We start from the raw sequence: 11,834 nt of genomic DNA on the forward strand, positions 1-11,834 counted from the left end.
CAGCGTTATCAACTAAATTGATGCTATTATTTTATAATTTAATAATATCATAATTTATCGCGAAAAAATAGTGATGTATAAACTTTATTTAATAAATATTAATTAACAATTATTAGACCTTTTACATATCTCATGTATAATGAAGGTAGAGGTGAAATATGATTAAATTTAATTTGTATAAAGAAGGTGGACTTAAAGTCCACTTTGTAAAAAAAGATGATAAGCTTCCAGAAGATATTAAGGAATATCTCGAAAAGAAAAAATTTTCTTACAAGTTTAAGGAATCTCTTTATCTTCCTAGTTTTCTTGAAGAATCAGAAATTTTCATGGGATTAGGCGATGATGAACTTGATTTAGAAGATGTGAGAAATCTTTTCTTTGAACTTGGAAATATTTTAAGAGACAATGAAGAACACGAAGTAGAAATTAAAATGCCAGACCTTTCTATGTGCAACAGAAAAACTATTATGGCAGCCTATGAAGGCCTTCGCCAAGGAGAGTATGAATTTACGAAAAAAACTGATGTCAAAGAAAAAAAGGCTGACTTTGAACTTACTGTAAACTACTCTGCCTTTAAGGGCCCTGAAGAAAAACTTCGTGCAGTCTTAGATAAAATGGAAAATATTATGGATGGAGTCTTCCTTGCAAGAGACCTTGTAAATGAAAGAGCCAATGTAATTTATCCAGAAAGCCTTGCCAATATTGCAGTAGAAAAATTAGAAAAGCTTGGGGTAAAGGTAAGGGTTTATGAAGAAGATGAAATCGAAAAAATTGGCATGAAGGCCTTTTTAAGGGTGGCAGCAGGTGCTACTAACCGTCCAAGACTTATTGTAATGGAATACAAAAATGCTGAGTCAGAAAAAATTGCCCTAGTTGGTAAGGGACTAACTTACGATTCTGGTGGCTACAACATAAAATCTCCAGCTGGCATGAACTATATGCACTGCGACATGGGTGGTGCAGGCACAGTTATTGGGACAATCTATGCCCTTGCAAAGAACAAGGCCAAGGTAAATGTAGTGGGAGTAGTTGCCGCTTGCGAAAATATGATTTCAGGCACATCTTACAAGTCTGGCGATGTAATTGACTCCATGAAGGGACTTACTATTGAAGTGGCAAACACAGACGCCGAAGGAAGAATTACCCTTGCTGATGCAGTCCACTATGCAACAAATAATCTTGGAGCAGAAAAAATTATTGACCTTGCAACACTTACTGGTGCCGTTACAATTGCCCTTGGAGAAGTTTACACTGGAGCTGTTACAAATAATGAAGACTTTTATAAGGAAGTTCTTGAAGCAGGAAATTTATCTGGCGAAAAAATTTGGGCCTTCCCTTATGATGAGGACTACAAAAAATTAAACAAGTCAGAAGTTGCAGACATCAAAAACACTTCAGGTAGAGATGCAGGCTCTGTTACAGCAGGACTTTTTGTTGGCGAATTTGTAAAAGAAAATACTCCTTGGGTTCACCTAGACATAGCAGCAACAGCCTACAGAAATAAAAAATCGGGCTATCTACCAAAGAATGCAACTGGAATCCATGTTAAGACTTTAAATAATTTACTAGACCCAACAGATTGCTAAAAATTTTTAAAATTACAAACCACTGGCTCAGGCTAGTGGTTTTTTCATGACAAATCCTAGCTTATTAAAATTTGTGTAAAATTTTCATAAAATTTAAAAATTTAGATTTTCTTGTGCTATACTAAAAAATATTAAATTGTCTTTATGGTAATATTACTTTTGTCTTGAGGTATAATTCCTTAGATGGCTACGCTTAAAAAATTACAAAAATATTTTGATTTTATAGCTTTATAAAACTTAATATCCAACTAGCAGTTAAAATATAATAGGCGGATTGTTTGCGTCTTAAAGAAATTGACAATTATTATTTCATGGGAGCGTAAGATGAACTTAGTAATTAATAAAATTTTAAACAGTTTACTTCAAATTATATTATTCTCAATTATCCCCTTCCTTTTCTGGTACTTTTCAGCAAGAAAACAAGAAAGTTTTAGAGAATGGATAGGACTGAAAAAAATAAAGGGAGGTAAGAAGACAGCACTTGCAATTATTATAGTGACAACTTTTTATTTATTGATAAGCTTAATTCTTCTTAATAGCTTAAAAAATATAGAAAATGCAACTACAGAATTCCAAGGACTTAGGTTTGCTGCCCTTCCTGCAATTTTTATATATGCAGTCTTTAATACATCTTTTCCGGAAGAAGTCTTGTTTAGGGGATTTATCTTAAAAAGACTTGCCAGTAAACTAGGGTTTATTAAGGCAAATTTTATACAATCCCTCCTATTTAGTCTCTTGCATGGAGTGATGTTCTTTCCTCTTGTCGGTAATTTAAAATCTATTTTAATTATTCTAATGACAGGTTTTATAGCTCTTGCTATGGGTTATATTAACGAAAAATTATCAGGTGGGTCAATTATTCCTAGCTGGATTATACATGCCATTTCAAATTTGATTGCTGGTCTTTATGCTGCCTTTTATATTTAATTTAGTTTTCTTTAAATTATAAAAGACCCTGCCAGATAAATTCTGACAGAGTCCATAAAAGTTAATATAGTTTGCAATAAAAAATCTGCTAGAGATTTTTCTCTAACAGATTTATTTTTTATAGGAATATTCCGCCGTATTGTACAAATAATGGTGCAAATACTAGGGATACAACAGTTATTAGTTTAATTAAGATATTAAGAGAAGGTCCTGATGTATCTTTGAATGGGTCACCAACAGTATCTCCAGTTACAGCTGCCTTGTGAGCTTCTGAACCTTTGCCACCATGTGCTCCACCTTCGATGTATTTCTTTGCATTATCCCAAGCTCCACCAGCGTTTGACATAAAGATTGCCATTAGTACACCAGTTACAAGAGCTCCTGCTTGAAGTCCGCCTAGAGCTTCAGTTCCAAGTAAAATTCCAACTACTATAGGAACTACTACTGCTATAAGTCCTGGTACGATCATTTGCTTTAGGGCTGCTCCTGTTGAGATGTCTACACATCTTGCATAGTCAGGAGTTCCTTTACCTTCCATGATGCCAGGGATTTCTTTAAATTGTCTTCTTACTTCATCAATCATTTCTGATGCTGCATTACCTACTGCTGACATTGTTAGTGCAGAGAAGGCAAATGGAAGCATACCACCAACGAATGTTGCTGCTATAACTTGTGGTTTAGAAATATCAATTCCACTAAGTCCAGTTGCATTAATATAAGAAACGAAAAGTGCAAGGGCAGTAAGTGCTGCTGAACCTATTGCAAATCCCTTTCCTATTGCTGCTGTTGTATTACCAACAGAGTCAAGTGAGTCTGTTATATCACGAACATCTTCTGGTAGTTCGCACATTTCTGCAATACCACCAGCGTTATCAGCAATTGGTCCGTAAGCATCTACAGCAATTGTCATACCAGTTGTTGAAAGCATACCAACAGCTGCTAGTGAAATTCCGTAAAGTCCAATTATTGAATTGCCTGCTCCGCCTGCTCCAAGATAAGAAGCAATAATTCCAATTGCAATTACAATAATTGGTCCAACTGTTGACATCATACCAACAGAAAGTCCTGCAATAATATTTGTAGAGGCTCCTGTTTGTGATTCAGCTCCAATTCTTTTTACTGGTGCATAATCATCAGCTGTATAATATTCAGTAAATTTAGAAATAATAAGACCAACTGCAATACCAATAATTACTGGTGCAAAAGGTGAAAAACTTCCAAAAATGTAATTTGATAAAAATGCTGAAGCAATCATAGTAACAGCTGCTGCAACATATTCTCCTGCGTTAAGAGCTTTTTGTGGGTTCTTGTCTCCCTTTACAAAAAAGGCAGCTACAATTGATGCTAAAATACCAACTGTTGCAACAAGAAGACCAAATTTAACACCATCATCTCCGTAAGCTACTACTCCAAGAGTAATAACTGATAGAAGTGCTCCTACATAAGATTCAAATAAGTCAGCGCCCATTCCAGCAACGTCACCAACGTTATCTCCTACGTTATCAGCGATAACAGCAGGGTTTCTTGGGTCGTCTTCTGGGATTCCAGCTTCAACTTTACCTACAAGGTCAGCTCCAACGTCTGCTGCCTTAGTATAAATTCCTCCACCTACTCTTGCGAAAAGTGCAATAGAAGATGCTCCAAGTGAAAATCCTGTAATAATTTCAGTTTGTCCTTCTGTAAAGAAATATGCGCAAGTAATACCAATAATTCCAAGTCCAACAACGCACATTCCCATTACAACTCCACCTGAAAAGGCAACGTCAAGGGCTTTACCTAGTCCACCCTTCCATGCTGCATTAGTTGTTCTAACGTTTGCTTTTGTAGCAACTTTCATACCAACATAACCAGCAGCTACTGAAAAGATAGCTCCAAAAATGAAACAAATAGCAGTTGGAATTGATTTAAGTCCTACTGCCAAAATAATTGCAAGTACAATGACAAATACAACAAGAGCCTTATATTCTCTTGTCAAAAATGCCATAGCTCCTTCTGAAATGTAAGAAGAAATTTCCTTCATTCTTTCATTTCCGGCATCTTGTTTTGACACGAAACTTGCCTTAAAGAAAGCAAATAAAAGTGCCAAAACGCCGACTATAGGAGCTAAATATAAAATATTCATTTTAATCCTCCTTAATTTTTAATTGCAAAGTATTTATAAAAGAGCTACTAATAAAAATACAATTGCAATAAAGACCACTACAGGAAGTAGAAAAAATATCATTTCTAATTCCTCTCTAATTTTACTTAATTGTAGCTAAAATAATAAGTGCAAGCGCAAAAACAATGCTTGAAATTATGACAACTTTATTTTGGATGTCTTTTTTACTTGAGCCTTTGTGTGATCCCCAAGTTGTAGTTTCTTCACCTTGAAGAGTTCCAAGACCAGCTTGATCTGATTCCATTTGTGCTACTACAGTTATTATAATAATGCTAGCAATAATAATTATAATAGATAAAAAAGTTTGCAAACAACTACCTCCCTTAAATTTCTATAACATATAAATTCTAACACAGCAAGTCTTCCTAATCAACGAAATTATAGGATTTTAGATAATTTTTTAAGATATTTTCTCTTTTTTCAAAGATTCTTCTATAAAATCTTGTCTATCTTGCATTGCTATAAGAGTTTTTTCGATTAACTCATCAAGTTCCCAACCTAAATTTTCTGCTCCTTTTTTTATAACATCACGAGAGCAACCTTCAGCAAATTTTTTGTCCTTAAATTTTTTCTTCACGCTTTTTAAATTCATATCCTTGGTGCTCTTAGATGGTCTCATAAGTGAAGCTGCATAAATTAAACCTGTAAGTTCATCTACTGCAAAGAGAACTTTCTCCATAAAAAGCTCTGGCTCTACACTGGAACATAAACCATGACCATGAGATAAAATTGCATGGATTAGTTCGTCACTTCCACCTGCGCTCTTTAAAATTTCTGGCGTATTTTTTAAATGCTCTTCAGGATATTTTTCATAATCAACATCGTGAAGAAGTCCTGCCATTTTCCAAAAGTCTACATTGTCCCTATCAAATTCTTCTGCAAAATATCCCATTACACTTTCAAGGGTTAGACCGTGTCTTATGTGAAACTCATCTTTGTTGTATTCCTTTAAAAGTTTTAGTGCATCTTCTCTACTTATTCCGCTATTCATATCGCCACTTCCTTTTTACCTATATTATCACAATAATTTTTGAATTTCACTTTTTCCTACTTGTGTTATAATGAATATAACAATGTAATGATTATGGAGGTTTTTATGAAAAAAAATGTTGGCATAATGGGTTTTGGAAGAATCGGTAGAGATGCTCTTAGAATTTGGGCTCTAAGAGATGATTGTAATTTCGAAGTTACTCATGTAGCCGTTAGAAATTTAGAAAAAACTTTAAAGGAAAGAACTCACTTATTTAAATTTGATTCTATTTATAGAAAATTCCCTGGTGAAATTGAATTTACTGATGACGGAATGATTATCAATGGAAAAAAAGTTACTTTTGTTGAATCAAAAACTCCAGACCAAATGAATTGGAAAGAACTTGGCGTTGATATTGTTATTGACTCTTCAGGTGCCTTCAAAGATGAAGACAAGGCTAGAGGACATCTAACAAGTGGAGCAAAAAAAGTTGTCTTAACTTCTCCAGGCAAGGGCAATATGCTTACAGTTGTAATGGGAGTTAATGATGACAAATATGATCCTGCCAAAGACGATATTATTTCCAATGCATCTTGTACTACAAATTGTCTTGCTCCAGTTACTAAAGTTATTTTAGAAAACTTTGGAATTAAGAAGGGACTTATGTCTACAGTTCACGCTTACACTAATGACCAAAATATTCACGATGGTGTTCATAAAAAAGATATGCGTCGTGCAAGAATGGGCGCAGAAAATATTATTCCTACTTCAACTGGTGCAGCTAAGGCTGTTGGAAAAGTTATTCCAGAAGTTGACGGAATTTTAACTGGTTTTGCCCTAAGAGTACCTGTTCCAACTGGCTCTCTTGTTGATGTTACTTTTGAACTTGAAAAAGAAGCTACTGTTGAAGAAATCAATGCAGCAATTAAAAAGGCGGCTGAAAATGAATTAAAGGGCATCCTTGAATATTCTGAAGACGAACTTGTTTCTTCTGACATCATAGGAAACACTCACTCTTCTATTTTCGATTCACTTCTTACAACAGTTAATGGCAAAATGGTTAAATTAATTTCTTGGTATGACAATGAATGGGGTTACACTGAAAGAGTTATTGATTTAACAGAAAAAATTGCAGAATCTCTATAATTTAAACTTATTTAAGGCTTGCTATGCGAGCCTTTTTTAATTGAAAAAGCCAAAGTTTTTAAAACTCTGGCTTTTTTCTTAATCTTTTATAATTGTTCCGTGATTTCTTGGATCATTAGTATTTAATATTTTTATTGTTATATTTTTTTCTTCAACGGGCTTTATGGCATCGCCTTGATAGACCTGAGCGCCCTTATCTATTATTTCCTTCAACTCCTTAAAATTTAGCTTGTCAATTGTCTTTGCATTGGGGTCTCTATTGGGGTCTGATGTCATTATTCCATTTACATCAGTCCAATTTTCATAAACTTTTGAATCTAGAGCATAGGCAATTAGGCTTCCTGTGTAGTCGCTGCCACCTCTTGTAAAAGTTACTATATCTCCATTTTTGTCGCTGCCATAAAAACCTGGCACAACTGCTTTTTGATTTTCGACAATGTGATTTCTTATTGCCTCTCTTGATTTTTCAAGGTCAACTTGTCCCTCATCATCAAAAATAATTATGTCCTTGGCATCTATAAAATCATAGCCTAAATATCTTGACAAGAGTTTTGCGTTTAAGTATTCTCCTCTACTTACTATAAATTCCTTGTCCCTAGAATTTTTTATTTCATCAAAAACAAATTTTAATTCCTCATCCCAAAATTCTTCTAATTTTAATTCTTCAGCTATAGATAGAAATCTCTTTTTAATTTTCTCAAGTTGCGTATCTCTATAAGCTTCTTGAACTTTTAATTCTTCTTCAAGAGATTTTATAATCTTATCAAGTTCATCAATTTTTACATTTTTATCTGATAGAGAAATTAATTCGTCTGTAATTTTTGTGTCTTCCCTAAATCTTCTGCCTGGTGCAGAAACTACAATTACATCTCTATCATCCTTGGAGAAAATTATTTTTTTAACCTTGGCAAATTGTCCTGCATCCTTTAAAGAAGATCCTCCAAATTTTGAAACTGATTTACCTTCTATTGTTTCAATGGCAAAAGGTGTCTCTTGATATACGCAGTAGTTTAGCCAGTTGGAGAAGAACAAGTTTCCTGCAGATCTCCATCTAATCTTAATTTCCTTTTTAGGGTCATTATCTTCATAATAATTTTTAGGTGGAGCAATTTTTTTGCCTTGGGAAATATCTCTGATGTATTCATTGTGTAGAGTGTCCTTGTCATATTCCCAGTGACCAAAATTAAATACAAAGCGGTTATCCTTTGTTGTTACAAGAGAAACTCCTGTGTCAGGTCTTGCTGCAAGAACTTCTAAATCTGGAAAGTCATAAAAATCTTCTATATCCACATAGGTGTGTCTTGAAGTTGGAACTAAAAAAGTATCGTCAAAACCCTTTACGATTTTATTGTCCTTTAACTTGTCAAATTCAAAGACACCAAATATTTTTCCCTTAGAAACTTTGTGCTCAATATTATAATAATGATAAAGGGCTGCCTGAGCTGACCAGCAAATAAACATTGTTGAGTAGACATTGTCTTTGGCAAATTCAAAAATTGTCTTTAATTCATCCCAATATTTAATTTCTTCATAAGCAATAGTTTCAATTGGCGCTCCAGTTATTATCATTGCGTCGTACTTATTATTCTTTATGTCCTCATAAGTTTTGTAAAAGGCATTAAGTCTTTTGACATCACTATTTGTTGGATTGTAGGACTCCATTCTCACAAGGTCAATATTTATTTGAAGGGCAGTATTTGATAGCATCCTTAAAAGTTGAAGCTCTGTCTCTTCTTTTTTTGGCATTAAATTTACAATTGCTATATTAAGAGGTCTTATGTCTTGCTCCTTGGCAGATGAATCCCTCATTGTAAAAATATTTTCTCTTTCTAAAACTTCTTCAACTATTAAATCCTTAGGTATTATTAATGGCATTTCTTATTCCTCACTTTTATAAAATCTGTACTTTAAGAAGAGATACAATAAAAAAAACTCTCATCCAAAAAAGGACGAAAGTTTCGTGTTACCACCTTAATTCTCCCTTATCTCGCAATAAGGGACTCTTCAAGTACTACCATACTCTATCGCTATAACGGGCGAGCCCGCACTCATCTAAATATCGACAAGCACTCGAGAAAGACCATGTTCACATATTCTCCCCTGCTTCTTTCACCAAACGAAGCTCTCTGTAAAAGTTTAAATAGGCTACTCTTCTTCCTATAGAGTTTAAATTTTAAGATAATGATAGCATCCTTTTGTCATTCTGTCAATTATTCTTATATTTAAATGAAAAATTTTTTTATTTTTATTCATTACTAAAAAAAAGAGAGACCGCAGTCTCTCCTTATAGTATAGTTAGATTTTTTTACTTTTAAGCTTCTTTGTTAATTACATCAATTATAGAACCATCTCTATATTCTACAACTGCAACTACTTCGTCAGAGAATTTAATTTCTTCAGGTTTACCTGTAAGTTTTTCTGCCATTTGTTGCAATTCTTTGATGTCTTTAATTTCAATTCCAGCTTCTTCAAATTTTTCGATTAAATCTTTTCTCTTTGGATTTACAGCAATGCCGTAGTCAGTACATACTACATCAACGGATTCGCCTGGTGTACAAACTGTTGTAACCTTATCCATGATAATTGGATTTCTTGATCTTACAAGTGGTGCAAGGATAAGTGACATCTTTGCTCCAGGTGCAGTATCTTGGTGTCCACCAACTGCTTGGTTAATAACTCCATCTGATCTTGTCATTACATTTACATTGAAGTCAGTGTCAATTTCAAGTGCTCCAAGAAGTACAAAGTCAAGAGTATTTACTGCAGGAGTTGGATTATTTGGATTTGCATAAGATGATGCTGTTTGTTCAAAATGCTTTGGATTTTCGCGAATTGATCTTACTGCATCAAGGTCAAAGGATTGTGTATCATAAATACCATCGATTAAACCTTCTTCAAGCATTGTAACCATATATCCAGTGATTCCACCAAGTGCCATTGAAGCCTTTATGTTGTCCTTCTTCATTTCTTCACGAAGAATTTTGGCAACTGCAAGAGTTGATCCTGCTGCTCCAGTTTGGAATCTAAAGCCATCTTTATAAAGTCCAGATGCCTTAATTGCCTTTACGGCATTATTTGCTATCAATAAATCTCTTGGGTTGTCGTTAAATCTAATTGATCCAGAAACAATACCCTTTGGATCTCCAATTGCATCAACTTTAACAACATAATCAACATACATCATGCCAATTGATGCAGGAATATTTGGGAATGGAACTAGATTATCTGTAATTGCAACTACACAATCAGCATACTGTGCATCTACAATAGCATAACCAAGTGAACCACAAGCAGCTTTTCCTTCTCTACCATTTATGTTTCCATATTCATCACATGCTGGTGCAGCTAAAAAGGCTACATCAATGTGAAGTTCTCCATCTTCAATTGCTCTTGCACGACCACCGTGAGAACGAATTATACATGGTTTTTTAAGAATGCCCCCAGAAATTTTTTCTCCAAGTTCTCCTCTAAGTCCTGATGATTGAATGCCAGTGATTACACCTTTTTCAATTAAAGGAATTAGTTTGTCGTGGCAAGGAGAAAGAGATGATGGAGCAAGAGTTAAATCTTTAATGCCCATATCTGCAATAACTTGCATAACCATATTTACAACATAGTCACCATTTCTTAGGTGGTGGTGGAAGGAAATTGTCATTCCATCTTTAAGCCCACTTTTCTTTACAGCTTCTTCAATAGAACCTAAAAGTTTACTTTCGTCTCTTTTTCCATATCTAATTTTTGGAGAAGCCTTTCTATCAGTTCTAAGATATTTGCCTTCGCCTTTAAAGGGAACAAGTTCGCCAATGCCTTCAAGGTATTCAGGGATATCTCTTCCTACTGCGTTTTTATTATAGTTCATCAATATCCTCCTTCTTTAGCACTCCACTTGCAACTGCAAGGTCAAGAACTCTTTGTGCACCAGCTATAACTGGATAGTCAACCATTTTTCCGTCAACTGTAATAACTCCAGATCCCTTTCTTTCAGCTTCCTTAGAACCAGCAATAATTCTTAGTGACTTAGTAATATCTTTTTCAGTTGGTGTGTAAACTTCATTTACAACAGCAATTTGTTTAGGGTGAATTACAGACTTGCCATCAAAGCCAAGGTCCTTAATAAATTGAACTTCTTCTCTAAAGGCATCCATGTCGCTTAAGTTTGTGTTAACTGTATCAAAACAAGCTATGCCTGCATTTCTTGCTGCAAGTACAATTTGACTTCTTGCTGCAAAAAGTTCCCAACCATGTTTAGATCTTTGTGTCTTTAAGTTTGTAACATAGTCGGCAGCTCCAAGGGCAATACCCATCATTCTAGGTGATGCCTTGGCAATATCAACTGCGTTAATTACACCAGTTGGAGATTCAATGGCAGCCATCATAAGAGTTCTTCCTTGACATCCCATTTCTTCTTCCACTTCAGTTATTATTTCATCTACATCTTTAACATCTTGTGCAGTTTCTGATTTTGGTAATCTAATTACATCTACTCCAGCTTTAACAACAGCCTTAATATCTTCACGTCCAAAAGGTGTGTCAAGGGAATTTATTCTTACAACAACTTCAGTTTTTCCGTAGTCCAAAGTTTTAAGTGCATTGTAAACTAAAAATCTTGCCGCATCTTTTTGATTGATACTCGTTGCATCTTCAAGGTCGATCATAATTGAGTCAGGGCCATAAATGTGAGCATCAGTGATGTTTGCAGGGTTGTTACCTGGAAGAAACATCATTGTTCTTCTTAATCTCTCTTTCAAAATATCAGCTCCAATTATATTCTGTACTTTCAGCTGCTCTAAAGCATGCTGCTTCTACTCTTGCCTTAATTGTGTAATCCAAAGCTCCCTTATCTACTGCAGTAAGCTTTACATTTTCTACATTTAATTCTTCTAAAGTTTCTCTAATAACTTTTTCAATTTGTTTTCCAAATTGTTTTTTTACTGAACTTTCAAGTTCAATAGTTATGCCTTCGCCGTTGTCAACTGTTATTAAAATATCATTTGACTCAAGAGTTCCAGCCATTGCTTCTTTTTTTAGTTTCAAAAATATCCCT

General features: G+C 34.5%; 10 protein-coding genes and 1 other annotated feature. Of the genes, 3 read left to right on the forward strand and 7 right to left on the reverse strand.

Annotation, left to right across the window (positions count from 1 at the left end; all coding sequences use genetic code 11):
* Window positions 1-158 precede the first annotated feature (158 nt).
* Both JOD41_RS05770 and JOD41_RS05775 read left to right on the forward strand, forming a co-directional pair.
* On the forward strand, window positions 159-1,586 hold the full coding sequence (locus tag JOD41_RS05770) for a leucyl aminopeptidase (RefSeq protein WP_205051969.1): 1,428 nt from the start codon (window positions 159-161) through the stop codon (window positions 1,584-1,586).
* 324 nt (window positions 1,587-1,910) lie between these two features.
* Entirely contained in the window at window positions 1,911-2,513 is a 603-nt protein-coding gene (locus JOD41_RS05775) for a CPBP family intramembrane glutamic endopeptidase (protein ID WP_205051970.1), read from the forward strand.
* A 118-nt stretch (window positions 2,514-2,631) separates the two neighbouring features.
* On the opposite strand, the gene JOD41_RS05780 is transcribed toward JOD41_RS05775, so the two are convergent.
* The 3 genes from JOD41_RS05780 to JOD41_RS05790 form a co-directional block, all read right to left on the reverse strand.
* Window positions 2,632-4,635 carry a sodium-translocating pyrophosphatase gene (locus JOD41_RS05780; RefSeq protein WP_205051971.1) on the reverse strand — a complete coding sequence of 668 codons (2,004 nt, stop codon included), beginning with the start codon at window positions 4,633-4,635 and terminating at the stop codon, window positions 2,632-2,634.
* Window positions 4,636-4,756: 121 nt separating this feature from the next.
* Window positions 4,757-4,984 (reverse strand): preprotein translocase subunit SecG, encoded by a 228-nt coding sequence (locus JOD41_RS05785; RefSeq protein ID WP_205051972.1) that lies wholly within the window; start codon window positions 4,982-4,984, stop codon window positions 4,757-4,759.
* A 90-nt stretch (window positions 4,985-5,074) separates the two neighbouring features.
* On the reverse strand, window positions 5,075-5,665 hold the full coding sequence (locus JOD41_RS05790; RefSeq protein WP_205051973.1) for an HD domain-containing protein: 591 nt from the start codon (window positions 5,663-5,665) through the stop codon (window positions 5,075-5,077).
* Between the two features lie 105 nt (window positions 5,666-5,770).
* On the opposite strand from JOD41_RS05790, the gene gap reads away from it, so the two are divergent.
* Window positions 5,771-6,790, forward strand: coding sequence for a type I glyceraldehyde-3-phosphate dehydrogenase (gap, locus tag JOD41_RS05795; RefSeq protein ID WP_205051974.1), 1,020 nt, complete (start codon window positions 5,771-5,773; stop codon window positions 6,788-6,790).
* Between the two features lie 78 nt (window positions 6,791-6,868).
* On the opposite strand, the gene JOD41_RS05800 is transcribed toward gap, so the two are convergent.
* From JOD41_RS05800 to citD, 4 genes are all read right to left on the reverse strand, one after another.
* Window positions 6,869-8,665 (reverse strand): homoserine O-acetyltransferase/O-succinyltransferase family protein, encoded by a 1,797-nt coding sequence (locus tag JOD41_RS05800; RefSeq protein WP_205051975.1) that lies wholly within the window; start codon window positions 8,663-8,665, stop codon window positions 6,869-6,871.
* A gap of 67 nt (window positions 8,666-8,732) precedes the next feature.
* Window positions 8,733-8,962: a binding site (T-box leader), on the reverse strand.
* 139 nt (window positions 8,963-9,101) lie between these two features.
* A complete protein-coding gene (gene citF / locus JOD41_RS05805; RefSeq protein ID WP_205051976.1) occupies window positions 9,102-10,649 on the reverse strand; it encodes a citrate lyase subunit alpha in 1,548 nt (515 codons plus the stop codon).
* Window positions 10,639-11,538, reverse strand: coding sequence for a citrate (pro-3S)-lyase subunit beta (gene citE / locus JOD41_RS05810; RefSeq protein WP_156701804.1), 900 nt, complete (start codon window positions 11,536-11,538; stop codon window positions 10,639-10,641). Before citE ends, citF begins: the two co-directional genes overlap by 11 nt.
* Before the next feature lie 4 nt (window positions 11,539-11,542).
* Window positions 11,543-11,824, reverse strand: a complete 282-nt coding sequence (gene citD / locus JOD41_RS05815; RefSeq protein ID WP_156701802.1) for a citrate lyase acyl carrier protein — start codon at window positions 11,822-11,824, stop codon at window positions 11,543-11,545.
* Window positions 11,825-11,834 lie beyond the last annotated feature (10 nt).

It is taken from the genome of Peptoniphilus gorbachii (assembly GCF_016908115.1).
Classification (GTDB): Bacteria; Bacillota; Clostridia; order Tissierellales; family Peptoniphilaceae; genus Peptoniphilus_A; species Peptoniphilus_A gorbachii.

What these genes read in the sequence shown, in the direction of transcription:
- JOD41_RS05770 (WP_205051969.1), top strand. Translation starts at nt 159, where the DNA reads ATGATTAAATTTAATTTGTATAAAGAAGGTGGACTTAAAGTCCACTTT.
- JOD41_RS05775 (WP_205051970.1), top strand. Translation starts at nt 1,911, where the DNA reads ATGAACTTAGTAATTAATAAAATTTTAAACAGTTTACTTCAAATTATA.
- JOD41_RS05780 (WP_205051971.1), bottom strand. Translation starts at nt 4,635, where the DNA reads ATGAATATTTTATATTTAGCTCCTATAGTCGGCGTTTTGGCACTTTTA.
- JOD41_RS05790 (WP_205051973.1), bottom strand. Translation starts at nt 5,665, where the DNA reads ATGAATAGCGGAATAAGTAGAGAAGATGCACTAAAACTTTTAAAGGAA.
- gap (WP_205051974.1), top strand. Translation starts at nt 5,771, where the DNA reads ATGAAAAAAAATGTTGGCATAATGGGTTTTGGAAGAATCGGTAGAGAT.
- JOD41_RS05800 (WP_205051975.1), bottom strand. Translation starts at nt 8,665, where the DNA reads ATGCCATTAATAATACCTAAGGATTTAATAGTTGAAGAAGTTTTAGAA.
- citF (WP_205051976.1), bottom strand. Translation starts at nt 10,649, where the DNA reads ATGAACTATAATAAAAACGCAGTAGGAAGAGATATCCCTGAATACCTT.